Origin of the sequence: Sphingobium yanoikuyae (assembly GCF_034424525.1) — a bacterium.
Lineage (GTDB): Bacteria > Pseudomonadota > Alphaproteobacteria > Sphingomonadales > Sphingomonadaceae > Sphingobium > Sphingobium yanoikuyae.
On the sequence record NZ_CP139979.1, the window covers coordinates 339,980 to 365,372 of the forward strand.

General features: G+C 59.9%; 24 protein-coding genes. 18 read left to right on the top strand and 6 right to left on the bottom strand.

Annotated features, from left to right (window positions below; all coding sequences use genetic code 11):
- The first annotated feature begins 27 nt into the window (after positions 1 to 27).
- Complete coding sequence (locus U0025_RS01600) at positions 28 to 1,236, top strand: GGDEF domain-containing protein (protein ID WP_254792306.1); 1,209 nt, start codon at positions 28 to 30, stop codon at positions 1,234 to 1,236.
- 212 nt (positions 1,237 to 1,448) lie between these two features.
- Here the strand turns inward: U0025_RS01600 and U0025_RS01605 are convergent, their stop codons facing one another.
- On the bottom strand, positions 1,449 to 2,504 hold the full coding sequence (locus tag U0025_RS01605) for a hypothetical protein (protein WP_004210784.1): 1,056 nt from the start codon (positions 2,502 to 2,504) through the stop codon (positions 1,449 to 1,451).
- A gap of 457 nt (positions 2,505 to 2,961) precedes the next feature.
- Here U0025_RS01605 and U0025_RS01610 point away from each other — a divergent pair, with 457 nt between their 5' ends.
- Positions 2,962 to 3,966, top strand: a complete 1,005-nt coding sequence (locus U0025_RS01610) for a nucleoid-associated protein (protein ID WP_004210786.1) — start codon at positions 2,962 to 2,964, stop codon at positions 3,964 to 3,966.
- The gene (locus U0025_RS01615) at positions 3,959 to 5,140 is read left to right on the top strand and encodes a hypothetical protein (RefSeq protein WP_004210787.1); all 1,182 of its coding nucleotides are present in this window, start codon (positions 3,959 to 3,961) and stop codon (positions 5,138 to 5,140) included. The genes U0025_RS01610 and U0025_RS01615 overlap by 8 nt, the downstream gene beginning before the upstream one ends.
- A gap of 335 nt (positions 5,141 to 5,475) precedes the next feature.
- Here the strand turns inward: U0025_RS01615 and U0025_RS01620 are convergent, their stop codons facing one another.
- Positions 5,476 to 6,672, bottom strand: coding sequence for an IS256 family transposase (locus U0025_RS01620; protein WP_004207098.1), 1,197 nt, complete (start codon positions 6,670 to 6,672; stop codon positions 5,476 to 5,478).
- A gap of 287 nt (positions 6,673 to 6,959) precedes the next feature.
- On the opposite strand from U0025_RS01620, the gene U0025_RS01625 reads away from it, so the two are divergent.
- The 14 genes from U0025_RS01625 to U0025_RS01690 all read left to right on the top strand — a co-directional run bounded on the left by U0025_RS01625 (position 6,960) and on the right by U0025_RS01690 (position 22,732).
- Positions 6,960 to 7,295 (top strand): hypothetical protein, encoded by a 336-nt coding sequence (locus U0025_RS01625; RefSeq protein ID WP_037491044.1) that lies wholly within the window; start codon positions 6,960 to 6,962, stop codon positions 7,293 to 7,295.
- 74 nt (positions 7,296 to 7,369) lie between these two features.
- Positions 7,370 to 8,632: a TolC family protein gene (locus U0025_RS01630; protein ID WP_004210789.1), complete on the top strand. Its 1,263-nt coding sequence runs from the start codon at positions 7,370 to 7,372 to the stop codon at positions 8,630 to 8,632.
- Positions 8,633 to 8,635: 3 nt separating this feature from the next.
- Positions 8,636 to 9,793, top strand: a complete 1,158-nt coding sequence (locus U0025_RS01635) for an efflux RND transporter periplasmic adaptor subunit (RefSeq protein ID WP_004210790.1) — start codon at positions 8,636 to 8,638, stop codon at positions 9,791 to 9,793.
- A gap of 4 nt (positions 9,794 to 9,797) precedes the next feature.
- The gene (locus tag U0025_RS01640; RefSeq protein ID WP_004210791.1) at positions 9,798 to 13,025 is read left to right on the top strand and encodes an efflux RND transporter permease subunit; all 3,228 of its coding nucleotides are present in this window, start codon (positions 9,798 to 9,800) and stop codon (positions 13,023 to 13,025) included.
- 62 nt (positions 13,026 to 13,087) lie between these two features.
- Positions 13,088 to 13,582: an SRPBCC family protein gene (locus U0025_RS01645; RefSeq protein ID WP_004210793.1), complete on the top strand. Its 495-nt coding sequence runs from the start codon at positions 13,088 to 13,090 to the stop codon at positions 13,580 to 13,582.
- On the top strand, positions 13,575 to 14,198 hold the full coding sequence (locus U0025_RS01650; RefSeq protein ID WP_004210794.1) for a cation transporter: 624 nt from the start codon (positions 13,575 to 13,577) through the stop codon (positions 14,196 to 14,198). The genes U0025_RS01645 and U0025_RS01650 overlap by 8 nt, the downstream gene beginning before the upstream one ends.
- A 61-nt stretch (positions 14,199 to 14,259) precedes the next feature.
- The gene (locus tag U0025_RS01655) at positions 14,260 to 14,502 is read left to right on the top strand and encodes a TFIIB-type zinc ribbon-containing protein (protein ID WP_037491048.1); all 243 of its coding nucleotides are present in this window, start codon (positions 14,260 to 14,262) and stop codon (positions 14,500 to 14,502) included.
- Between the two features lie 164 nt (positions 14,503 to 14,666).
- A complete protein-coding gene (locus tag U0025_RS01660) occupies positions 14,667 to 15,014 on the top strand; it encodes a hypothetical protein (RefSeq protein ID WP_004210797.1) in 348 nt (115 codons plus the stop codon).
- A gap of 49 nt (positions 15,015 to 15,063) precedes the next feature.
- Positions 15,064 to 17,550: a heavy metal translocating P-type ATPase gene (locus U0025_RS01665; protein WP_004210799.1), complete on the top strand. Its 2,487-nt coding sequence runs from the start codon at positions 15,064 to 15,066 to the stop codon at positions 17,548 to 17,550.
- Positions 17,551 to 17,577: 27 nt separating this feature from the next.
- Complete coding sequence (locus U0025_RS01670; protein WP_257010984.1) at positions 17,578 to 18,045, top strand: hypothetical protein; 468 nt, start codon at positions 17,578 to 17,580, stop codon at positions 18,043 to 18,045.
- A 52-nt stretch (positions 18,046 to 18,097) separates the two neighbouring features.
- A complete protein-coding gene (locus U0025_RS01675) occupies positions 18,098 to 18,973 on the top strand; it encodes a bestrophin family protein (RefSeq protein ID WP_004210802.1) in 876 nt (291 codons plus the stop codon).
- Positions 18,974 to 19,118: 145 nt separating this feature from the next.
- Complete coding sequence (locus U0025_RS01680) at positions 19,119 to 19,742, top strand: carbonic anhydrase (protein ID WP_004210803.1); 624 nt, start codon at positions 19,119 to 19,121, stop codon at positions 19,740 to 19,742.
- Positions 19,743 to 19,953: 211 nt separating this feature from the next.
- Positions 19,954 to 21,285, top strand: coding sequence for a DUF4365 domain-containing protein (locus tag U0025_RS01685; protein WP_037491053.1), 1,332 nt, complete (start codon positions 19,954 to 19,956; stop codon positions 21,283 to 21,285).
- Positions 21,275 to 22,732 carry an argonaute/piwi family protein gene (locus U0025_RS01690; protein ID WP_004210805.1) on the top strand — a complete coding sequence of 486 codons (1,458 nt, stop codon included), beginning with the start codon at positions 21,275 to 21,277 and terminating at the stop codon, positions 22,730 to 22,732. Before U0025_RS01685 ends, U0025_RS01690 begins: the two co-directional genes overlap by 11 nt.
- A 102-nt stretch (positions 22,733 to 22,834) precedes the next feature.
- Here the strand turns inward: U0025_RS01690 and dmeF are convergent, their stop codons facing one another.
- Together dmeF and U0025_RS01700 are read right to left on the bottom strand one after the other, a co-directional pair.
- Complete coding sequence (gene dmeF, locus U0025_RS01695; RefSeq protein ID WP_051156962.1) at positions 22,835 to 23,731, bottom strand: CDF family Co(II)/Ni(II) efflux transporter DmeF; 897 nt, start codon at positions 23,729 to 23,731, stop codon at positions 22,835 to 22,837.
- 50 nt (positions 23,732 to 23,781) lie between these two features.
- Positions 23,782 to 24,057: a metal/formaldehyde-sensitive transcriptional repressor gene (locus tag U0025_RS01700; RefSeq protein WP_004210808.1), complete on the bottom strand. Its 276-nt coding sequence runs from the start codon at positions 24,055 to 24,057 to the stop codon at positions 23,782 to 23,784.
- A 104-nt stretch (positions 24,058 to 24,161) separates the two neighbouring features.
- Here U0025_RS01700 and U0025_RS01705 point away from each other — a divergent pair, with 104 nt between their 5' ends.
- Entirely contained in the window at positions 24,162 to 24,359 is a 198-nt protein-coding gene (locus U0025_RS01705; protein ID WP_037480019.1) for a DUF1289 domain-containing protein, read from the top strand.
- Between the two features lie 50 nt (positions 24,360 to 24,409).
- On the opposite strand, the gene U0025_RS01710 is transcribed toward U0025_RS01705, so the two are convergent.
- Entirely contained in the window at positions 24,410 to 24,745 is a 336-nt protein-coding gene (locus U0025_RS01710; protein WP_004210810.1) for a hypothetical protein, read from the bottom strand.
- Between the two features lie 61 nt (positions 24,746 to 24,806).
- Positions 24,807 to 25,340 (bottom strand): GNAT family N-acetyltransferase, encoded by a 534-nt coding sequence (locus tag U0025_RS01715; RefSeq protein WP_004210811.1) that lies wholly within the window; start codon positions 25,338 to 25,340, stop codon positions 24,807 to 24,809.
- Between the last annotated feature and the right edge of the window lie 53 nt (positions 25,341 to 25,393).

The window sequence follows — 25,393 nt, forward strand, 5'->3', positions numbered from 1 at the left end:
ACGCTCCTTTCCCCGATGAACCTGTCCATGCCGATCGACGCCGTCACCATGCTGCTCATGACCCAGGCCATCGCCCTTGTTGCGGCGCTGGTGCTGGCTGCCGAATGGCGTCTGGCAAAGGTGCGCTCGCTCGCCTGGTGGAGTGCGGGATTCGCGACCATCGTGGTGGGCAGCGGCATGTCGGTGCTGCGCACGGTGGACAGCTTCCTTCTCTATGTCTGGTTGGCCAATGGCCTGCTGGTGGTGGCGCATCTGTTGTTCGCCAAGGGGGCGGCGGCCTTTGCCGGGCGACGCCTCCCTGGCATCTGGCTCGGCGTGCTGCTGGTCTGGGTGGCGCTGCTGGGCACCGATCCGGCAAATGACCGCACCGCCCTGTTCGGCCTCGTCAATTCGGCGCTGGTCGCGATCCTGTCGCTCAAGGCCGCGTCCCTCCTGCTCTCGCTCCGCCGCACCAGCGAAGTGCGCGATGCGGTGCGGCTGGGGCATATTTTCCTTGGCCATGGCATCTTCTACCTCGCCAAGTCGGGGCTGATCTTCATGCCGGGCCTTTTCGTCAGCCTGGTCGGCTTCAAGGGGCTGCTGATCAAGGCGTCGCTCTATGAGGGCATATTGGTCGAGGTGTCGCTGGCGCTGCTGATGCTGGCGGCGGTGCGTCACCGGCGCGAACGGCAGATCACCGCGCTGGCCGAGCGGGATTCGCTGACCGGGGCCTATAATCGCCGCGCGTTCGAGGCGAAGGCGGCAGCCGGGATGGCGCTGGCGCGGCGGGCCGGCCAGCCGGTGGCGCTGCTGCTGTGCGACGTCGATCATTTCAAGGCGGTCAATGACGGCTTCGGCCATGCAACCGGCGACCGGCTGCTGTCGGGACTGGCTGCAATATTGACGGATTGCGTGCCCGCCGATGCACTGGTGGCGCGGCTGGGCGGTGACGAGTTTGCCGTTCTGCTGTTCGGTCTTCCGCCCGAAAATCTGCCGGCGCTCGGTCGCCGCATCTGCCATCGTTTTGCGCAGAGCGGGGCGGGTGTCGCCGGGGCGAGTCTGCAAGTGTCGACCAGCATCGGGGCGGCGGCAAGCATCACGGGCACGGAGGAACTGCCGCACCTGTTCGATCGGGCAGACCGCGCGCTCTATGACGCCAAGCGCAAGGGGCGCGATCGCATGTCGGTTGAATCGGGCGTGGATCTGAGCGTCGCGACCCCGCCACTGCGCCTCGCCAAGGTGGCAAGTCGCGCCTGATTGGCGACCCCGAGTTATCTTTTCGTGTCGGTTGTCAGGAAGTCTGATCCTGGCACCCACGCATTTCGGCACTTTTGTCACCAGAGGATCACGGCTGATTTTCAACCTCTGCTCCTCTGAAGCGGGTTTTGTGTCAACCTCTGCTCCGACCGCAATGGGGTAGATGCAGTTTGGTGTCGATGGGCGTATCGTTAGTAGTGGCAGCTCATTGTTTAACGGCTATTTTTGCTATTTGTGCGTGGGAGTCGAGCTGAGGTAAATTCCTGATTGTTTGATTTTTGCGGCCCTTTGGTAACCGCCTGTACTGCAGTGGTAGCTGATGCGATTGCCGCGATCTCACGATTAACCTGAAGGCCTGCGTGATGGCGTTCTAAGAGAAGGGCAATAGCTGGACGCACAACATGCAGAGGGAGAGACTCATCAACTGCGTATGGGTTTGAAGGATCGCTGCGTGGATTGACCGCGACACGACCGAGCTTAGTTCCAAACAGAGCAGTGAGAGGCAATCCTGGGCGGCGAGCATCTACCTGTATGTCTGGCTCAGAAATGCCGAGTAAGCGCATCTGAGCCTTCAGCCGCGGATCATTGATGGGAGCGCCCCGGTAAATTACCAACGACGCGGGCGAAGGCGTTTTAGGCTTTGTCTTTTCCACGGCCTCGGTAAACAAGTGGAGGAGGTCGTCAGCCATTGGCCGGCCGACGGTCACAGTATGAGCGATAACATTGCCGTGACGGGCATCTATGAAAGCAGTGAGGACAGCGCGATAGGGCGTGTTGTTAGGTCCATCGACCGCGACGTCGAGCGGCGACATATCGAGCGCGTAATCGGTGTTTTTGCCGGTGTAAGCCACGACATCCGTTATTTCCGCAGGAAGGTTGAGCCGAGTTCGGACCGCTCGTCCGCTCGGAGGATTTATATTGCGCTCTTTGCATAATGCTTCGGCAGCAGAATGGATCGCCCCCGGTCGAGCGCCTGGTCCGGCATTCGCGATAGCTTCCTCGAGAGCCGCTCTCGTTTCGTTAGGAAGTTGGCGAGGGTATTTTGATAAGACTTGATCGGTCTGTTTTAGCGATTCTTTGTAGGCGCGAATGATCTTAAAGAAGTTGCGCTGCTTATAGCCTAAGCGCGCTGCAGCAGCGGTGACAGCTGCTGCCATTCGTTGGCTCCCCTTCTTTGGGAGCTCTTCAACCTCTAAAGCTCTGCGATAGGCTTCCGGCCACTGTTTGGCCGTGAAAGTCACCATATAGTGAGCAATGCGATCTTCCATTTTCTTCACTCCATAAATCAAGGAGAGAAGTGAAGCGTATTCACGCCGTCAGGCTTTGTAGATTGAATGTGCTTGATCTAAATGAGGAGCAGAAGTATGACATAGAGGAGCAGTCTTGCTGAAAATTGACAAAATTGTCGGTTGTCAGGAAGTCTGCTCCTGACCCCCTAGAGTTTCCGGTGCTTTTGTCATCAGAGGATCACGGCTGATTTTCAACTTCTGCTCCTCTGGAGGGGGAGTAATGTCAACTTCTGCTCCGATCCCTATTTATCGGCGATTCAGATGAACCTTTCATCGCGTCGAGAAGATTCCTAGCCGAAGCCCTGAGCATGATATTTGCGCTAAATCTGCGACACCTTGCTTATCGCTCGCTCGTGCTTCAAAGTTTTGCGTCACAGTCGGACGTCCCAGGGATTGGTCATGTCCGTCACGGTTTTGGACGTTGGGGGGATTATTGGTGACCGAGATAATTGCGCTTGCGATTCATGACCTGAATCGTAGCGATGCTGGCTATTCTGTCGCGCTCTCCAAGAAGTTGCTTGACGTGACCGACACGACGCTTCGTGTCATCTCCACGGTCTATGAACTTTACAACAGCCGGACTTCCAAGTCTCACGGTCGGTTCACAACGGCAGACGGTTCTCCCACCGAGGGGCAAATCCGTGCCTATGTTGAGGCCAAGGAGAAGGACTTCCTCGGTCTTACCGGCAAGATGATGGACAATCTGGCGCGGGAAGCGGGAAAGAAATCTGCTTCAGTCGGCGGGCATGTGTTTTTTGCTCACTTCCGACGGGATGGTTCAGATTTCATGCTCGTCACGGTGGTCACCGACAAGCTGAGCGCGGCCCTGACCAAAAATCATGGAATGGAGGACGTCGAGCACCTCGATCTCGATGGTTTCCGCTTCGCCGGCCGCATTAATCTTACCGCTTGGGCGGACAAGCAGGACCGCTACCTGAGCTTCTTGAAAGGCAAGGGTTCGATATCCGATTATTTTCGTGATTTCCTTGGCTGCGATTCGGCGGTTCTGGAGCGTAAGGACACTCAGAGCCTCGTGGATGCACTGAAGGAATTTACGCTTACTGAAAAGATGGTCGACACCGAGGCGACGGCGTTCCTGTCCGATGCCTTAGATTATCTTGGCAAGGCGAATAAGGCAAAGGAGCCGGTGGATTTCGAAGCTATGGCAAATCGCCTGATGCCGAAGGAACCCGGCAGGCTATCGAAATTTCTGGCCAATACCGATCGCCAGCTGAATGAAGGCTATGTTCCGAACGCCAGCGCATTGAAAGCCCTCGTGAAAGTGACCGCCAAAACGAAGATGTGGTCGGTCGAATTCACGCGTGAAGCAATCGACCAGAGCAAAGTCGTGTTCGACAAGGACAAGAAATCCCTTACGTTGATGGATGTGCCAGACGAGCTGATCAATCAGATGCGCGCCGAAGGGATGATCAGTGATTGATGTTACGTTTGCCGATCTTGTCGAGATATACCGCGCTACGCGGTTCGATGATGAGAACGGCGACGTTCTGACGATCAAGAGCGACCATATGGTGGCAGTTTTAACCGCCATCATGGAGATCGATACGCATTACAACGATGCCCAGATTTCGGTCGAGGACGGCTATGATCTGGCCGTCGGGGCAGAAGTGCCGGTAACGATTGGTCGGCCCAATGTGGCGAAGATGGGCCTGTTGGTTTCCACTTTGGATGATCTGTTCAAGGCGCCTGGCGCCGTGCTCGCGGAGCCTCAGCGGTATTACATCAAGAAAGAGCATTACGCGTCGGGTGATAACCCTGTCCCGCCAAAACTGCTTGCGTATCGTGCAGTCTTGGACGTGCTCAAGATACTTCGCGATAGCGCGTCGCTGGTTGATGAAACGATGCGTCAGCTGATTTTCATCGGCAAAGAGAAGGTCGTCGTGCCGATCCAGTTTGGTTCAATGGACCTTCGCGGCGACGTGGTGGGTCAGGCTGCGCGGCTGACGAAGCTGTTCGCGGACGAATTGCATTTGGATGAGAAGCGGACGATTCTTCAGACCACCCTCATCGAAATGGTGCGTTCGCTACGCGACAAGGATCGGTTCGGTTTCCTAATCCGGAATCTAGATCGCCTCGCGAATGAGGTGGAGAAGGGATACCGACTCTTCACCTCGAGCTTCTCGTACTCGAAGATCCGCAATGAGGTTGAAACGGCGCGACTGGATTTCGTGGGCAAGATCCACAAGACCATCGTAGATATCCAAGGCCAGCTCCTTGGCATTCCTGTCGCAACGATCGTCGTGGTTTCCCAACTCAAGAAGGTGCCGGCATCGTGCGGCCTCGAGTTCTGGACGAACCTTGGCGTGCTTATAGGAGCAATCGTCTTCGCGGTGATGTTGGGGATTGCCGGGCTGAACCAGTGGAAGACGCTCAATGTTATCGCGACAGAGGTGAAGCGGCAAAGCACCCGCCTCAGCGACGACTTTGCCATGATCGCCGATCAATTCTCTGATGTGTTCGATGACCTCCACGCCCGCATCAAGTGGCACCGCGCTGCTCTTCTTGTCGTTGGCGGCGTTCTGTCGCTCGGCGTGATTATAACGGCAGTCGCAGTCTGGAGGCTTTTGCCGGCCAACGGTTGGCAATGCCTCTGAAGGGATACTGCATGGATTTCCAGCCGTGATCTTCGTCGGAAATCAAGATCGCATCGTAGAAGAATGCATGAGCAATTATCGGGCGGCACTCACGGATTGAGAGGAAGCTTTGGTTCCCCGGATGGTCGGCGGATAAGCGGCATCAGAAAACTTCTGTCTAAAGTGCAGCCTGATTCCAAAGAATCTGTAATGCCCATAAGACGGGGTTGGCTATTTTGCAAATTGCGCCTTGTGTCTGGGTTGGTATGCAGATTTATTCGAATGATTCTTGTCTGTGGGTCGTGTCCCACGGGGTGGTGTAGGAACCGTCGATCCGCAGTAGGATCAGGTTCGGGTCAGGCAGCCAGAGCTGGCAGGCTGACAATGGGGTTATGGCTTACCGAGCCGAGGGTTTCCAGCGTCATGTAACGGCGTGACACCGCCCACTCATCATTCTGTTCCAGCATGAGTGCTCCGACGAGGCGGACGACGGCGGCGTCATTCGGAAAGATGCCGATGACATCGGCCCTTCGCTTGATCTCCTTGTTCACCCTTTCCAGCGGGTTGGTCGACGCGATCTGCGCCCAGTGCTCCTTCGGGAAGGTCATGTAGGCAAGCACGTCCTCGCGCGATCCGGCCATCATGTCGGCCAGCTTCGGGAACTTCTCGCGCAGGGCATCGGCGACCTGTTCCCATTGCTGGTGAGCCGCTTCAGCCGTTTCCTGCGCAAAGATCGTCTTGATCATGGCGATGACTGCCGGTCGCTGCTTGGGCGCGGCATGTGCCAGCGCATTGCGCATCCAGTGGACCCGGCAGCGTTGCTGGCTCGCGGCGAACACCTTGCTGGCGGCGGCGCGCAACCCCTTGTGGTCGTCCGCGATGACCAGCTTTACCCCGCGAAGTCCCCGGTCGGCGAGCGAGCGCAGGAAGGCTTTCCAGAAGGGTTCCGCTTCTGAAGGGCCGGTGGCAACGCCCAGAACCTCGCGCCGACCATCGGTGTTGACGCCGACGGCGATTATCGCCGCCGTCGAGACGATCCGCCCGCCCTCGCGGACCTTGAGGTAGGTGGCGTCGATCCACAGGTAGGGCCACTCGCCCTCGATCGGCCGCTGCAGGAAGGCGTTCACCCGTTCGTCGATCTCGGCCACCAGACGGCTCACCTGGCTCTTCGAGACGCCGCTGGCGCCCATCGCCTTGACCAGATCGTCGACCGAGCGAGTCGAGACACCGTGGACGTAGGCTTCCTGGATCACCGCCGCCAACGCCTTCTCAGCCGTGCGGCGTGGCTCAAGGAAGCTCGGGAAGTAACTGCCCTTCCTGAGCTTGGGGATCGCCAGCTCGATCCGGCCGGCCCGAGTGTCCCAGCCCCGTTCGCGATAGCCGTTGCGGTGGTTGAGCCGCGCCGGGCTGCGACTGCCCGCAGCCGCACCCGTTCTGGCCTCAATCTCCAGATCCATCATGCGCTCGGCGGCAAATGCCAGCATATCGCGCACCAAATCGCTGTCTGCCCCTTGCTCAATCAGCTCAACAAGGGCCATTCTGTCGTCGGTCATCGTCTTCTTCTCCAGGTTCGAGTTCGCATCCGAACCCTACCAGAAGATCGACGGTGGCCACCCTCTCAGAGAAACCTTCCTACACCACCCCGTGGGACACGACCTGTCTGTGCTATAATGTATATTTGATCGCGTCATAGTTTAGGTAAAGTTAATCCGTGATGATATGGTGTATCAGTCCGCTATCATGGCACAATGATCTGATGTAACATTCGGAAACAGTCCAATATGCCGCGATTTTACTTTTGCAGATGACATCGTGTGCAAAGCCTACTATGTAGCCTGTCATGCGCCGCTTAGGACGTTTCCTGATCTGCCTGATTTCGTTGTCCATGCTGACGACGACGATGGTGCATGCTCAGGAAGTTCCTAACGCTCAGGCGCCCACCATCGAATGCTCCGGTTATGTGCATAGTGATGGCGATGCTGACCAGACGCAGGGTGATGCCGACAAGGGCATGCCGCATCATCATGGTGGTTGTCAGGGTGCTCCGGCGTTCGTGCCGGCTTCGGCCAGCGATGATATGCTCCCCTCCGCGGTGAACGCTCCTGCGTTCATTCCTGCACCGATCCCGTCCAAGCGCTGGGCCATCGGCCCCGACCTGCGCCCACCCATAGTCTGACAGAGCCATAGTGGACCGTTGCGCCTGAATTCAGGCCGCCGGTCGTCCATGACTCGTGTCCAGGATTCCTATTCATGTTCCGATCCATTGCAGCCTTATTGGCTGCCGTGTCCTGCGTCGCTGTGGCGCAGGCACAGGAGATGCCCGCTGCGGTAGCGGGGGCGTCACCCTATACGCTTGATCAGGCAGTCGCCGCCGCTGGTGGCAGCGCCCCGGCGGCCGAAGCCGCGCAAGCCAATGTCGAAGCAGCCCGCGCCGCACGTACCATCGCTGGTCTTCGTCCCAATCCCACCGTGCAGACGCAGGTGGAGAATATCGCAGGAAGCGGACCGTATCGCGGCGTTGGTAGCGCCGAGTCGACGGTCAGCATGGCTGTTCCCATCGAACTGGGTGGCAAGCGGTCCGCACGCATCGCGGTCGCTAATGCCCAGACCGACAAGGCACTGTTAGTCTCGGCGATCACGCAGGCAGACATAAGGCTGCAGGTCACGCAGCTATATATCGAAGCGGCTGCTGCCGAACGGCGTGTCCAAACGGCACGCGATCAGTCGCGCATTGCTGGCGACGCCGCGAATGCTGCAAGCGTGCGGGTGAAGGCCGGCCGTGCTTCTCCGATCGAGGAGCAGCGCGCCAACGTGGCGAAGATCAACGCCGATGCAGAACTGGTTCGGACCATTCGGCTGGCACAGGCCAGCCGCGCCAATCTTGAGCGTCGGATTGGGCAACCGATGGGCGGCCCGCTCGACACGGCTTGGTTGGAGCGCTTACCACGTGGTTATGGCCCCGAAGTACCACCGAGCGCGGCAGGTACGCTGGCCCTGGCGGCCGCGGATGCGGATCTTGCCGTGGCTAATGCCAATGTCCGACTCGCCAATTCTCAACGAGTCCCCAATCTCGAAGCTGGCCCCGGTTTACGCAGGCTGTCAGCCACCAACGACACGGCCCTGATCTTCACGGTCACGATGCCTATTCCGATCTTCAATTCGGGCAAGGCGGCTGTCGCGCAAGCTCGCGCGCAGCGCAATCAGGTGGAAGCCCAGAAGCGTATGACGGCGCTCGATGTCGAGCAGGCCATCAACGACGCGCAGACATCGGCATCGAATGCCGCAGTCACTGCACAGACGGCTATTGGTCCTGCCCTCGAGGCGGCTCAGGAAGCGGCCCGCATCGCGCGCATCGGCTATCGCGAAGGCAAGTTCGGCCAGCTCGACCTGCTCGATGCCGAGCGAACGCTGGCCCAGACGCGCCTCGCCGCCATCGACGCACTTGCCTCTTATCAGAATGCCCGCGCGCAACTAGAGCGCCTGACAGCGCCCGCGCCGGAACAGGGGAACTGATCCATGACATCCAAGAAGATCATCTACGCCGCCTTGCCCCTGTCCCTGATGCTGGCGCTTGCCGCTTGCGGAAGCGGTGCCGAGGAGAACCCGACCAACGAGGCAGCGCCGGCTGCTGAAGCAAAGGCAGGGGATAAAGCCGAAGAGGGCAAGATCAGGCTCTCGGCCGATCAGATCGCATCGGCTGGCATTCAAACGGCGCGCCCGATGATGGGCGGATCCGGTACGATTGAGCTGCCCGCGACCATCGACGGTGATCCGCAGGGTACGCAGGTCGTGTCCGCAGCGATTGGTGGCCGCGTGGTTTCGCTCACCCGCAACCTTGGGCAGTCGATCGGTCGCGGCCAGACGCTGGCCGTGATCGAAAGCCGCGAGGCTGCTTCGCTTAACGCTGAAACTGAGGCGGCCCGAGCCCGTCTGTCGCTGGCGAACAGCAATCTCGCCCGCGAGCAGCGCCTGTTCTCTCAGCGGGTCTCGCCGGAGCAGGATCTCATCGCTGCCCGCACCGCAGCTACCGAGGCCCGCATCGCCCTTCGCCTGGCGCAGCAGCAGGTATCTGCTGCTGGCACCGGTGGCGGCGGCCTCAATCGCATCGGTATCGTGGCGCCTATGTCGGGTCAGGTCATCGGACGCAGCGTAGTGCTGGGGCAGACGGTCGCGGCGGACGCTGAACTGTTCCGGGTTGCCAACCTGTCCAGCGTGTCACTCTCTCTCAACTTGCAGCCGCAGGATGCGGGCCGGGTGCGTCCGGGCGCAACGGTGAACATCAAGGCAGCTGGTCGACAGGCGACCGCGAAGGTGACGTTCGTGTCGCCGGCGCTCGATGCCAATACGCGCCTCGTTCCCGTCATCGCTACCCTCGACAATCGTGATGGCCTCTGGCGCGTCGGCGAGCCGGTCACGGCATCGGTCGCTCTCACCGGCAGTGGCGGCGATGGCGCGATCCGTGTGCCGCTGACTGCCGTGCAGACAGAAGAGGGCAGGTCGGTCGTCTTCGTCCGGACCAAGACCGGGTTCCAGGCAACGGCCGTCCAGTTGGGCGACAGTGCCGGCGACAGCGTGATCATCAAGTCGGGCCTGAAGGGCACTGAGGAGATCGCCACTGTCAACAGCTTCACGCTCAAGGCCGAACTCGGCAAGAGCGAAGCCGCGGAGGACTGAGCCGATGATCGCCCCAATCGTAACCTGGGCGGTTCATAAGCGCTGGCTCGTCCTGCTGCTGACCGCCATAGCCGCCGTGATCGGCGCCGCCGCTTTGTCGCGCCTGCCGATCGACGCGGTGCCGGACATCACCAACAATCAGGTGCAGATCAACGTCCGTGCGCCTGCGCTTTCGCCCGAGTTGGTCGAAAAGCAGGTCGCGTTCCCGATCGAGACCGCACTCGCGGGTATTCCGGGCCTCGAATATAGCCGTTCGCTCAGCCGCAACGGCTTTGCGCAGGTCACTGCCGTCTTCTCCGATCAGACGGATATCTTTTTCGCCCGCCAGCAGGTCGGCGAGCGTCTGACAGGCGTGTCCGAGAACTTGCCCGATGGCGTAACGCCCGAAATGGGCCCGATCGCCACCGGTCTGGGGGAGGTCTATATGTGGACCGTCCGTCTGGAGCATCGCAAGGACGACAAGCATCAACCGGGTGAACCCGGCATGCAGCCCGATGGCAGCTACATCACGCCGGAAGGCGAACGGCTGACCAACGATACCGACAAGGCGACCTACCTGCGTACCGCGCAGGACTGGATCGTTTCGCCGCTGCTGAAGAACACGCAGGGCTTGGCTGGCGTCGATTCGATCGGCGGCTATGCCAAGCAGTTTCTCGTCGTGCCCGACGTCCAGCGCCTGGCTTCGATGGGGATCACGCTGACGCAGCTCAGCACAGCCCTCGAACGTAACAACACCAGCGTCGGTGGCGGCTTCGTCAATCGCAATGGCGAAGGTCTGGCAGTCCGTGCGGACGCTCTTGTCCGTAACGCCGACGAACTTTCCAAGATCGTGGTGGCCACCCGGGAAGGTGTACCCATCACCCTTGGTCAGGTTGCATCTGTTCGTACCGGTCAGGCGATTCGCATGGGGTCGGCGTCCGAAAACGGAACTGAGGTCGTCGTCGGAACCGCCATCATGCGGATCGGCGAGAATAGCCGCACCGTCGCGACCGCAGTCGCCAACCGGCTGGAGGAGATCAACGCCTCGCTGCCGCCAGACGTAATCGTCCAGCCTGTGCTGAACCGTACGGCGCTGGTGAACTCGACCATCAAGACGGTCGCCAAGAATCTGGGCGAAGGCGCGGTCCTTGTCATCGTGGTGCTGTTTCTGCTGCTCGGCAACTTCCGTGCCGCGCTGATCGCCGCCGTCATCATCCCGGTGACCATGATGCTGACCGGCTTTGGCATGTTGCGTGCCGGGGTGTCAGCCAACCTCATGAGCCTTGGCGCGCTCGACTTTGGCCTCATTGTCGATGGCGCCGTCATCATCGTCGAAAATGCCCTGCGACGCATGGCTGAGCATCAGCATCACGAAGGGCGTCTGCTCACCGTGAAGGAACGGCTGGATACGGTCGCTTCTGCTGCCCGGGAGATGATCAAGCCGTCGGTCTATGGCCAGGCGATCATCATCCTCGTTTATGTGCCGCTCCTTACCCTGACCGGTGTCGAGGGCAAGACCTTCGTGCCGATGGCGCTTACCGTAATCATCGCGCTGGTTTGCGCCTTCATCCTCTCCCTGACCTTTGTTCCCGCCGCGATCGCCCTGTGGCTGTCCAAGCGGATCGAAGAGAAGGAAGGACGGATCATGAGCTGGCTCAAGGCCCGCTACGAACCCGGTCTCGACCGGGCGATGAAGCGGCCTGTAGTCACTGTCGGCGCTGGTGTCGGCGGCTTCGTTCTCGCGATCCTGGCCTTCATGTCTCTGGGCCAGGTTTTCCTGCCGCAGCTTGATGAGGGCGACCTTCTGATTCAGGCTCTGCGTATTCCGGCGACGTCGGTGCAGCAGAGCCAGGCGATGCAGGTGCCGATCGAACAGATGATGTCGAAGCAGCCGGAGGTGAAGTTCGTCTTCTCCAAGACCGGTACGGCCGAACTGGCATCCGACCCGATGCCGCCCAACGCCACTGATATGTTCGTAATCCTCAAGGACCGGAAGGAATGGCCGGACCCTAGCCTGAAGAAGGAGGAACTCATCTCTCGGATCGAGGGGGAACTCGCCAAATTCCCGGGCAACGCCTACGAGATCACCCAGCCGATCCAGATGCGCTTCAACGAGCTCATCGCCGGCGTGCGTGGTGATATCGCGGTCAAGGTCTTCGGGGACGACTTCAACTCGATGAACGCGACGGCTGAGAAGATCGCTAGCGTCCTGCGTCGTACGCAGGGGGCCGCCGACGTGAAGGTCGAGCAAACCACGGGCCTTCCGATGCTCGACATTCGGGTGAATCGCGACGCCATGGCCCGCCTCGGCGTCACCGCTCAGGACGTGCAGGACATCGTGAACGCAACGCTGGGTGGCCAGCAGTCGGGCATGATTTTCGAAGGCGACCGCCGCTTCCCGGTGGTAATCCGACTTTCCGAAGATCAGCGTGGTGACATCTCGCTGCTCAGTCAGGTTCAGGTGCCGACCCCGAGCGGCCAGTTTGTTCCGCTGGCCAGCGTTGCGGATATCCGCGTCGTCGACGGTCCAAATCAGATCAGCCGTGAAAACGGCAAGCGTCGTGTAGTAGTCCAGGCGAACGTGCGTGGCCGTGACGTCGGCGGCGTGGTCGCGGATGCGCAGGCTGCCATTGGTAAGGAAGTGCGTCTTCCGCCGGGCAGCTATCTCGAATGGGGTGGCCAGTTCGAAAATCTGGCTTCGGCTCAGGAACGCCTGCAGCTGGTGATCCCGGCCTGCTTTGTTTTGATCCTGCTGCTCCTCTATGGCGCGTTGGGGTCAGTCCGAGATGCCGCCATCGTGTTCACCGGCGTTCCTCTCGCCCTCGTGGGCGGCGTGCTGGCCCTCTTCCTTCGGGGTATGGACTTCTCCATCTCCGCAGCGGTCGGGTTCATCGCGCTGTCCGGCATCGCGGTCCTGAACGGTCTCGTCATGGTGTCCTCCATTCAGGATCTCATGCGAACCGGCATGGACCGGGCCGAAGCCGCTCGGGTGGGCGCGCTTCAGCGTCTGAGGCCAGTGGTCATGACGGCGTTGGTCGCAAGCCTCGGCTTCGTGCCCATGGCCTTGGGCAGCGGCGCTGGCGCCGAAGTCCAGAAGCCGCTGGCGACGGTCGTAATCGGCGGCCTGATCTCTGCGACGCTCCTGACCCTGTTCGTCCTGCCGACGCTCTACGCGCGATACGGCCGCACGACGATGGTCGAGGAGGATGATCCAGAGATCGAGGTCTCCCCGTCTGTTCAACCGCAGCACTGATGTGACGGGAGGGCAGCAACTGCCCTCCCGCCTCTTCCTGATCGAAGGAAAGGATCAGACCGATGAGAGAGGAAACCATATTCAGTCCTCAGATCTCGCGTTTGCGGGCGTGGACGCTGTTGGCCGACCTCAATCGCTATGAGGCATGGCATCCCCACTATCGCTTTGGCGCGGGGGTCGTCGAACTTGGGAACAAGATCGACATGACCTGGACGCTGATGGGCAAGCAGGCATCGCTGGAAGCCAGAATTGTAGCCAATGATAAGCCCGATATCATCCGCTGGAGAGCAGCCACATTGCCGCTTTTCAGCATCGAAGAGGGGTATGAAATTTATGAGGATGAAACCGGTCTGCATGTCCGGCACAGCTTCGAATGCAAGGGCATCCTTGGATTGTTGGCACGCCCGCTAGCCACAGGCCTTCGCCGTCAAATGAGAACGCAGGATGCGAGTTTCATGGCGGCGGTGAAGCGCACGATCCGCGCAGTCTCTCCAGCCAATCGCCACAAGCGGCGCTCGCTCAGCGTGATCAAGGGCAGGGGGAAGAGCGATGGTTGAGACCAAACGTGCCGGCGATCAGGGAATGGAGCGCAAGACGCTCTGGATCGTGCTGATCCTGAATGTCCTCATATCTGCTGCCTTCTTTGTCGTGGGCTTCACTGGAGACTCCAGCGCGCTCATCGCCAATGGTGTCGACAATTTGTCGGATGCTCTCGTCTATGCTCTGAGCCTCGTAGCCCTGAGCCGAGGCGTCATGTGGAAGAGCCGGGCGGCAATGTTCTCCGGCTCTATGCTGTTGGTCTTCGCAGTCGGCATCCTCGTCGATGTCGGCCGTCGCTATGTTTATGGCAGCGAGCCGATCGGCACAGCGATGATGGCGATGTCGGCCGTGGCAGCCGTCGTCAACTTCATATGCCTGAGGCTTCTGCAACGGCTTGAGCAGCCCGACGTCAACATGCGTGCTGCGACCACCTTCAGCTTCAACGACTTCATCTCGAATGGCGGGATCCTGATCGCAGGCGTGCTGGTCTGGTGGCTCGGCACAAACTGGCCGGATCTCCTCGTCGGCGTCGCGACTGCGCTGATCGCCATCAAGGGCGGGATCGAGATCCTCAAGGACGCCCGTAGCGAAATTCGGGAGGCCAAGGGCCGCCCAGAAATCAAGGAGGCCTGACATGACGAACCGTATCCCTTCGAACGGACTGCCCTGTCCGGTCTGCAAGGTTGACCTGCTCATGAGCGAACGACAGGGCATCGAGATCGACTATTGCCCCCAGTGTCGTGGCGTTTGGCTCGACCGCGGTGAACTCGACAAGATCATCGAACGCAGCATCAGCGAAACTCAGCCGGTCGAACGGCGTGAAGGCACGCTGGGTGTGTCCGGCTCAAAGCATGGAAGCGATCGTAGTGACGGCCATGGATCTCGGGGCGACCATCATGGTCGTCGCAAGGGCTTCCTGCGCGAACTCTTCGACTGATGACCAGCTTGGCCGCCGCACCTACCCCTGTGTGTGAGAACGGCCCGCGTCATGGGCGGCTTCCCTTGCCGCCCATGACGACAGTTTATCCTCGAGATCTGGGAAACAACATGCGCCTGAAACAATATCGTTTGAGCCGTCTCTCCCTGACTGGAGGAGTCCTGATGCTCAGCCTGATGGGATGCCAGCAGAATGGCGGCGGCGATGAAAGTCGCCATGATCGCAATTCCATCCCTACGCTCGTCGGAGAGCATCTTTACGAATGCGAAGATGGCACGCAGCTGGACGGCGATTTCCTGGTCGATGGGCTGACACTCGATTTGGCGATCCTGCCGGACCAGAAGCCGATCCGTCTCACCGCGCCCGACACGGGCCTGACCTATGTCGGCGATAAGCTCAATGTCAGCCTGACCGGCGTCGACACGTTGAAGCTGGTACGCGCCGATCAGAAGTCGCTGATCTGCAGGAGAACCCGGACGATCAGCAAGCAGGGACGCCTGCATCCACCCTGATGGCAACTGCTTTCACCGAAGATAGCGTGCCCCAACCAGGATGATGGTCATGATTGAAAAACTCCGCCTCGATGTCCCCTTGCTACTCCCTGAAGTCACCGACACAGCTGATGGCTGCGTTTCGCGCCTGATATCCTTGATCGAAAGCCGTCCCGGCGTCGCTGAAGTGCATGTAACGAAGGAGCCGGCCGGTACACTGCCGCAGTTGTGCATCCACTATGATCCGGACGCGATCTCTCTTCCCCGTATCCGGGAGCTGGCAAAGGCGGCGGGGACGCAGATTGCAGAGCGTATCGGCCATGTGGTGTGGGAGGTCGACGGCATCGGCCACCAGAGGCGGGCGCGGTCCATTGGCGAAACGCTACGCGCGCTGCCAGGGGTGCTCGAAGCCGAGGCCATTCTTCCTGGGACGGTGCGGGTTGAGTTCGATCGCACGATCACGTCGGAGGATGGAATTCTTACGGCGCTTCGCGATGCAGGTGTGAGCCGCAAGGCTCTCACCGCTCCGGACAAGAAGCCGTCGGCACATGACCATGACAAGGATCACGATCACCCGGCTGGCGAGAAGCACGACCATGATCATGGGCACGGCGGATTGCTTGGACCCAACACCGAGCTGATCTTCGCTCTGGCCTGCGGCGGCGCACTGGGGGTGGGCTACTTCATCGAGACGTTCCTGACGGCAGCCGCCTGGGTTCCGTTCGCTCTCTTCATAGCGGCTTATGTCTTCGGCGGCTTCTATACGGTGCGCGAGGCCATCGAAAATCTGCGCCAGAAGCGCTTCGAGATCGATACGCTGATGCTGGTGGCAGCAGCAGGCGCGGCCGCTCTTGGGGCTTGGGCCGAAGGTGCTTTGCTGCTGTTCCTCTTCAGTCTGGGTCATGCGCTTGAGCACTACGCTATGGGTCGCGCCAAGCGTGCAATCGAAGCGCTGGCCGAACTGGCGCCGCGGACGGCTACCGTTCGGCGGATGGACGGTGGCTCTAGCGTCGTACCGGTAGAGGAACTGGTCCTTGGCGACGTGGCCATCATCAAGCCGGATGAGCGTATTGCGGCCGATGGCTTCGTCATTAAGGGCAACTCCGCCGTCAATCAGGCGCCTGTCACTGGTGAAAGCATCCCGGTCGACAAGGAGCCTGTGGAAAGCGCTGAGGCAGCCCGGACCAATCCCGACCGTGTCGCGGCAGCCAGCCGAGTCTTCGCAGGCACAATTAACGGTAGTGGCCTGATCGAAATCGAGGTCACGCGGCTGTCGAGCGAAAGTACGCTGGCCAAGGTAGTGAAGATGGTCAGCGAAGCGGAAACGCAGAAATCGCCAACACAGCGGTTCACAGATCGTTTCGAGCGCTTCTTCGTGCCTGCTGTCCTGGCTTTGGCGTTCCTGCTGCTGTTCGCATGGGTGGTCGTCGACGAGCCTTTTCGCGACAGTTTCTATCGGGCGATGGCAGTCCTTGTGGCCGCCAGTCCCTGTGCGCTGGCCATCGCGACGCCGAGCGCCGTGTTGTCGGGTGTTGCCCGTGCCGCGCGTGGCGGCGTCCTGGTGAAGGGCGGCGCCCCGCTCGAATTGCTGGGTTCGCTGGACGCTATTGCATTCGACAAGACCGGCACGCTGACGATGGGCGAGCCGCGCATCCAGCAGATCATCCCGGCGCCTGGCGTCACCAGGGAAGAGCTGATGGCGTTGGCGGTGGCTGTCGAAAGCCTGAGCGACCATCCCTTGGCCCAGGCAATTGCGCGCGATGGGCGCGACCATATTGGCGATCATCCAGTTCCGGAGGCTGAAAATCTGAAAAGCCTCACGGGTCGCGGCATCTCGGCTCTTGTCGGTGAGGACGAAGTCCTCATCGGCAAGGCCGAGATGTTCGGCAGCGACGGCATTGCCCCGCTGTCCAGCGAGATGGATGCCGCGATCAAGACACTCCGTGAAGCGGGGCAGACCAGCATGGTCGTGCGCAGCGGCTCGCGGGATATGGGGGCTATCGGTCTTCTGGATACGCCGCGCGAGGCAGCCCGCGCGGCGCTGGAACGCCTGCGCGAGATCGGCATCAAGCGGATGATCATGATCTCGGGCGATCACCAGCGGGTGGCTGATGCCATAGGCAAGCAGGTCGAGATCGATGAAGCCTGGGGCGATCTCATGCCTGAAGACAAAGTCGAGGCCATCAAGAAGCTGCGGGCCGAGACGAAGGTTGCCATGGTCGGTGACGGCGTGAACGACGCGCCAGCTATGGCGACCGCAACCGTGGGTATCGCCATGGGCGCAGCCGGATCGGATGTGGCTCTGGAGACAGCCGATGTGGCGCTCATGGCCGACAATCTGTCGCACCTGCCGTTTGCGGTGGGCCTCAGCCGGAGCACGCGCTGGGTTATCAGGCAGAATGTGTTCGTCAGCCTGGGTGTCGTCGCCTTCCTCGTGCCGGCGACCATCCTGGGTCTTGGCATCGGACCGGCTGTTGCCCTGCACGAGGGATCCACCTTGCTGGTGGTCATCAACGCGCTACGGCTTCTGGCATATCGGGATCCGGTCCGTGCCTGAGCCGGATACGGGCCATCGAGAAGCGGCGTGGTGAAGATCGCGAGGTTCGACGCCATCTTCGTCGGGACAGGCATACTGATATGCGTCGCTCTCGCTGTGGTGGGAGTGTGGGCGATGTCCCGCGGACTACACGCACCGATCAATGATCCTCCCGCCAGGAAGCGTGTGCACTTCACGATCCAGCCGGGCCAAACGCAGCGGGTAGCAGCCTATGTGGCGGGCGAGGGGACAGTACGGTTCGTAAGCGACAGTCGCGGGGCGAAGGTCCGCTATCGCCTTCGCCTGGAAGATGGGCACCAAGGGGCCATTCTTGCCGATACGATTGCTTCGGGCATTCAGCGGGGGGAGTTACGCCCCCAGCATGGCAGCTTGTATGAGTGGTCGTGGAGCAACCTATCGCCCAACCCGGCGCACATCGGCTTCTTTGCGGAGGGCAACTTCGACATCCTGAACCGAACTGGCGCTCGTCAGCCTGATTCCTTGGTGGCCCCCTGATTTTAAGAATTGGGCGTTACACCTCTCACATCATAGACAATGGAGCACCGCGATGATCGTCGGAGCGCGTCCCCGCCTGCAGCGGATAATCCTCGAAATCTGGAAGCCACTGACCATCCTGTTCGCCTGGGATGTGGCGGTCACCATCTTCCACCGATACATGCCGATCAAGGAGCCGGCGTTGCCGGTCGCGCTTTTCGGCACGGCCATTGCCTTGTTTCTCGGTTTCCGGACTAACGCCGCTTATGCCCGCTGGTGGGAGGCGCGCACCTTATGGGGCGCCTTGATCAACGCGTCGCGCAGCATGGCCCGGTTGTGCCGCAATGTATTGCCGGCTGGCCCGGAAGCGGAAGCCATTGTGCTGCGGCAGATATCCTTCGCGCACGCGATGCGGTGCCGGCTGCGGGGGCAGGATCCGACAGAGGACATCGAGCGGCTGGCGGGCAAGGAAGCGGCCGAAGTCGCTGCCGAGCGCACGAACCGCCCCAACGCGCTGCTTGAGGATATGTCCCGCATAGTGTCAGGCGCCCGGACCGATGGGAAGATCGACACCATCCAGCAGTCCCTGTTCGAACGAGTGATGATCGACATCGCCAATGCCCAGGGTGGCATGGAGCGGATCAAGAACACGCCGCTGCCCAGCGGCTTCGAGTTCATGCCGAACTTCTTCACGCGGCTGTTCTGCGTGCTGTTACCGATCTCGTTGGTAGAGACGCTGGATCTCTACACACCGATAGGATCGACCTTGATCGGGATGATCTTCCTGGCTGCGTTGCGGATCGGGCAGGATCTGACGGACCCGTTTGCTAATACCGTCCATGACGTGCCGCTATCGACGATGTGTCGGACGATCGAAATCGACCTTTTGGAGTCTCTGGGGAGGAAGGGCCCGGGGCCGCTTCCTCCTGTGGCGGGAACGCAGTGGTAGGGTAGGGGATCAAAGGCCGGACGTGGCCGTTACACCCTCCAACAGGACGTAAAGGGGCGGAAATCAGTCGTTACGATCGAGTTGGGCGCCGGCGACAGACGGTTCCTATCTGCCTTGCGCCCCCATTCATTTGAAGGAGTATGAAGTGGCAACAGCAAGTGTAATCAGCACGCAACCGACCCCGGACGAGGCCCTGCAGCGTCTGGTCGACGGCAATGAGGCATTCGTGGCCGATGCGCCGGTGCCGGCCGACTTGTCACGCGAGCGGCGCTTGGCGCTGGCAGAAGGTCAGCAGCCGTTTGCGACGTTGGTGGGCTGCTCGGATTCCCGTGTTGGTCCAGAACAGCTATTCGGTGCCGGTCTTGGCGAGCTGTTCATTGTTCGGACCGCCGGCAATAACGTGGACACTGCTGGCATGGGGTCCATCGAGTATTCCGTGGCGGTGCTGAAGGTGCCGCTCATCGTCGTTCTGGGCCATGAGAAGTGCGGCGCCGTCGCGGCGGCGGCAGACGTCGTGACGAAGGATACACGGTTCCCGGGCAGCATCGCTCGTATGATCGAGCCGATCGTGCCGGCTGTCCTGGCAGCTCAGCGCAATGTCGGCGAGGACAAGCTGGTCGATACCGCTGTCGAGGAAAATGTCCGGCGCATGGTCGAACGCCTGCAGAAATTCTCGGAGCCTATGTTGATAGAGCCGCAAGAGCGTGGTGAGTTGAAGGTCGTGGGCGCCGTGTACGAACTATCGACCGGCCGGGTTCGCTGGCTCTAAGGCAGCAAGCATCCCTGACGGACGTGATCGGACGTTTCACCGATCATGTCCGTTAAGGTGGCATGGATATTGGAAGTGCAGGCAAGCTTGGATGATATTCATCCAGTGGCACATCGTAACATGATCGATATCCACAGTTTTCGGTAAGAAAAGGGACGTCGCAGCCGAAAATCACTGTAGCGTCGTTGCCAAGATGTTCTATCATTGGCTCATGGGGAAGAAGATCACCGATAATCAGCTCATCGGCGAGCTGGGAGAAGCGGCCGTTCGCAAGCGGTTCCTGTCCATGGGCTTTCAGTTTGACCATCGCAGTCGACTGGAAGCAGGCATAGATGGGCTGGCGGAGGTCATGATTGAGGGTGAGCCGACAGCGCGGATGATCGCTGTCCAGATCAAGTCGACCCGGGCTGGCAAATACACGTCCGAAACGGAAGCTGGGTTTACGTATCTGCTCGACGTGAAAGACCTCCAATATTGGAAGACGTCCAATTTGCCGGTCATCGTGGTGATGTACCGAGAAAGCGACGACAGCCATTATTGGGCTCAGGTCCAGTCGCAACCAGGCGTTGAGCAGCGCCGCCTCACTTTCGACAAGACTCGGGACGTGCTCGATAAGTCATCTCTTGATAGGCTTGCGGCCCTGACGGTCCCTATCAATGGTTTTGGCTACTATGTCCCGCCGTTGGGTGGTGGTGAAACCGCACTGGTCAACCTGCTGCCGATCAAGCTGCCGGCTGAGATATTCGTCGCGAGTACACCTTTCGATCGCAAGAGCGCGATCAAAGAGATGTACGACACGGGTGAAACGGTGCGGTACGACTGGGTGATCAAGGATGGGACGTTTTGGTCGTTCCATGATCCCCGCGAAGCGGTGACTGGCGCCATAGTCGATCTGGACCAAGTGGAAGCCGTCGAGACCCGCATGATCGGATATCATGAGGACATTGACGAGCAGAACAACTTCGCGTTCCTGTTGCGTCAGACGCTCCAGCACCAGATGCAGGACGACCTGGCATGGGACAAAGATGGTCGGGTGTTTTATGTCAGGGCGCTTGAAGACAGCCAGCCTCGCACGTTCCATTATCAGTCTGCCAAGGTGAAGACGAAGGCCGACGTGGTGAACGTCACCATGAGCACCAAGGTGAAAGACAAGGTCGGCTTCGTGCGGCATCACGCCTTTGCACCCAAATTTGAGTGCATGATGGATCAGTGGTTCTTGATGGTCAGCCCGACCTACCACTTCACGACAAACGGCTACTATCGTCATCCATTCCCCGACGCGTTGCTGTCGGGGAAGAAGCGTTTGGAAAATAATGCGGCGATACGGGGGCAGGTGATCATGTGGCATCGTTTCCTCACAAAGAATGAGGAAGGTGGCACCGATCTGTTCGCCGAGCCTGTCGGGCCAGCAGTGGTGTTGCGCTTTGATCCGCCCCCGGAGATCGAACTGCCAACGACCGTACCGGATGATGTCTGGGGACGGCGGCCGGCCGCAGAGCAAGATGATGGTGAGACGTCGGGGTCATTGTTCGATGAAGTTTGAATGTCGGATATTCGACGAGCCGCTGCTCGAGTTCGGCGACCAGCATAGCCATCAGGATCCTCGCCTCGGCCTAACCGACGCTGGTCCTTTACAGGCTCCGTTGGGCGATAAAATTCGCGTAGGTGTCGTAGGCGATGCCAAGACCGTCGAGGGCTCTAAGCAGTTCTTGGTGGCGGCGGCTAGCGGCTTCGCGTCGAAGGCGGAAAGCCATCCAAACATGAATCCCCATTTTCCGGGCCTTCATAACAACAACCCTTTCCGCTGCGGCTTTGAAGTTGATGATGAGGCTTGTAGCACGCTGACCAGAGCACAGATCGACCGGATCCTGAAAGAGCCTCATCACGGCAAGGCCGTTGAGATGGCAGTCGATGCCATCATGGATAGTCTCCAGGCGATCGATGACAGCGGAAACCGGCCTGACGTCGCATTGGTGGCGCTTCCGGTTGCGCTCATTGAGCGGGTTTGGAACGCCAAGACGGATGCCGAGGGTACCACAGAACAAGAAGATGCAGGCGGCTCTGACGCTCCTAATTTTCGGGGTCTCCTCAAGGCCAAGGCGATGCCGCTCAATTTCCCAATCCAGATCATCTGGGAAGACGTAATTGACGAGAAGGCCAAGATCCCTCGGAAGGTGAAGGTCAGCAGCGATCGGAAGATCCAGGATCAGGCCGGGCGGACCTGGAACCTGCTAACCACCCTCTATTACAAGGGGACGGGGCGTATCCCGTGGCGTCGTTTGCCGAAGGAAGGCGAGTTTCGCGCCTGTTATATCGGGGTCAGCTTTTACCGGGATGTCAGCGGCCAACAGCTTTGGACCAGTGCGGCTCAGATGTTCGACGAACGTGGCCGTGGGTTCATTTTGAAGGGCAAGCGGGCACAGACGGAGACGCGAGGCCGGCATCCTTACATGACCGAAAGCGACGCCTATGATCTCGTGAAGGGCGCGCTCAAAGCCTATCGCGACCATCACAAGCATCCGCCAGCGCGGGTGATCATTCTGAAAACATCGCGCTTTCGGGCTGAAGAGGCCGATGGCATTCTTCGCGCGCTCGACGAAGCAGAAACCGAGTTTCGCGATCTTGTCTGGGTCCAAGAGTCGTATGACGCCAAAATCCTAAGAGATGGCGATTATCCGGTTCTGCGAGGTACGTTCGTCGAGCTGGACGGCAAAGGGTTACTCTACACGAACGGCAGCATCCCGTATTACGGCACATATCCAGGCCTGTATGTGCCGCGGCCGCTGCTCCTATGTCCTCATCCTAGCAGCGACAGCACAGTGGCACAGATTGCTGATGAGGTCTTTTCGCTGACCAAGATCAACTGGAATTCAACCCAGATGAATCAGCGTCTACCGGTCCCCATTCGCGCTGCTCGTAAGGTCGGCGAGGTGCTGAAGTATCTGGAGGAGGGGCAGTCGGTTAGCGCTGACTATCGACGGTACATCTGATTTGGCGTTCAGATGATAGGCACCGATTATGGGTCTGTGGGAATTTATCCCACATTTTCGCGATTCCAGAAAATGTGGGATAAATCACGATATTCCTGTCGGTTATGCCACGGTCGCGACTTCGACGGTAAGGTGCTGGAGCTCATGAACGGGCACCAGGCGCCGTCGGATTTCCGCCGCATCCACGCCCGGTTGGGCAGCGACGCCGACAATCGCCGAGTGAGCTTCAGGGCCGACCTTCCACACGTGCAGGTCGGTGATCCGCGCATCGCCAGTCGTCTCGACCAACTCGCGGACTTCATCGGCTACGTGGCGATCGGTGCGATCTAGGAGAATGGCGGCTGTGTCGCGCATGAGCGACCATGACCAGCGCGCAATGACGATGGCACCGACGATGCCCATGACTGGATCCATCCATACCCAGCCCAAATAGCGGCCGGACAGAAGTGCTGCGATCGCTAGCACCGATGTCAGCGCATCGGCGAGCACGTGCATATAGGCGGAACGCAGATTGTTGTCGCCACCATGGCTGTGACCATGGTGATGTCCGTGACCATGGTGATGCCCATGGTCGTGACCGTGGCCGCCGGAGAGCAAAAAGGCCGAGGCTATGTTCACGAGCAGCCCGAGGATTGCGATCCATGTGGCTTCCGCGAAGGCGACGTTGATGGGTTCGAACAGTCGCATGACGGACTCGACGCCGATAGCGAGGGCTATGATACCCAGGACGAGGGCCGATGCGAACCCAGCGAGATCGCCGACCTTCCCGGTGCCGAAGCTGAAGTCGCCGTTATGAGCATGTCGTTTCGCATAGGCATAGGCACCGGCCGCAACACCAAGCGCCCCGGCATGGGTGGCCATATGGAAGCCGTCAGCCAGTAGGGCCATCGATCCTGTAGTGTAACCAGCGACGATCTCTGCCACCATCATGAGGGCGGTGAGCGCCACGACCCAGAGTGTCCGGCGGGCATTGTCGTCATGGCTGGCGGCCAGGAACATATGTTCGTGCGCCAGGTGGCCGGTGTCGGCCAGCACGGCGGTCTTGGTGCTCACTTGCTGTACCTCCGGATGATCGTGACGAGGTCCTCTGCGCCTTGCTGGCGTTCTTCGGGAGACAGGCCGTCGCGTGCGACATGGGCCTCCAGATGTTCGACGATGATCTCATCGAGAAGCCCATTCACGGCGCCGCGGACGGCTGCGACCAGATGGAGGACTTCGGTGCAATTCGCATTGCCGCCAAGCGCACGCTCTACTGCGCCAACCTGGCCCGCGATGCGCTTGATTCGCCCGAGTAGCGCGTCTCGGTTTTCATTGATGTGAGCCATTTTCCCTCGGCAGCCTCGATGTCATGCAGCAAATTGCTGCTGGTAGGACGATGCCGTATAGGGTAGGGGGGTAGGGTATTCAATTAAATTCGATGGAATGATCTGTGCGCTCGCCTTGCATTGACCTTTGTGGTTTCGACGCCTCATCCGGCTGGTGCCGTGGTTGCGGCCGTTCTCGTGAGGAAGTGCGCCGTTGGCGTAATCTGCGCCCGGGCGAGGCGCGCAAGGTTGCTGCGGATTTACCGCAGCGCCTGTCCAAACTGCGCGCAAAGGGCCTGACGAATGATCGCACCGACGACTGACCAGCTTTTCAGCTGATGTCGTCAGTGCGATGGGTGGCAAGCGGAAGCTGTTAGCCAGGCGCGACCTTCAACTGGTGATCGTCTCCGTATCGAATGCGGCAGGAATAGCCATGGCCGCACTCGGTGTGCATCTGCGATACAGCGGCTTTGGTTAGCCGCTGTATCTGGCCACTATCTTCGATTTCGATCCGTTCAACCGATTGGAAGTCGAAAGGTGCGACCGGCACATTTTCCCGACCCTGCTTGATGAGCACCCCGTAGTGCGCCGTGCCTTTGAAATAGGTCACCCGGATGTCATGGGAGCTTTCGTTCTTCCATCTGGGATGGACGGGACCGCATGCGGACAAGCATAGGGCCAAGGCGGTCAGTAAGATCGTCGGTTTCATGGTCTCAATTTCTTGCGGGATTGCTGTTCCTAACAACTCCGCCCTAACCGGGCATGAATGCCTAACCCTCAGGGGCGACGCGATCTGGTCGCATCAGCGCCATGTTCACCACATCGATCCAGTTCCCGCCCATGAAGAGCGCGTTGCGTGAGATGCCCTCTTCGACAAAACCCAGCCGATGGTACAGCCGCCGTGCGGGCTCGTTATGCGCGAAGACGGTCAGCTCGAGCCTGCTCAGGTTGAGATCGCGCCAGCAATATTCAATGGCGATTGCCATTGCGTCTGCTGCCAAGCCCTTGCCGCGGTCTTCGACCTCACCGATGCGGATGCCGATCAGGGCCGATCGATGGATGGCGTGGATTTTATGGATCTGGATGAATCCCACAATATGTGGAGCGTCCTGCACGCGAATAGCGAAGAAGACGCGTGAGGCGTCCTGATCGGCATTTAGCCAGAATGCTTCCTGATGCTGCCAGTTAAGCGGTCGGTAGGGTTCATTCAGGCGAGCGTCGTCGGCATTGTCCATCCAGCGGAACAGGCGCTCGAGATCGACAGGGAAAATGGGGCCGAGGGCCACGGTGTTGCCAAAGAGCATATTGGGTCTTTCATGATGTGCAGATGGCCGCGCGGATGGCGACCGAAGAGGAA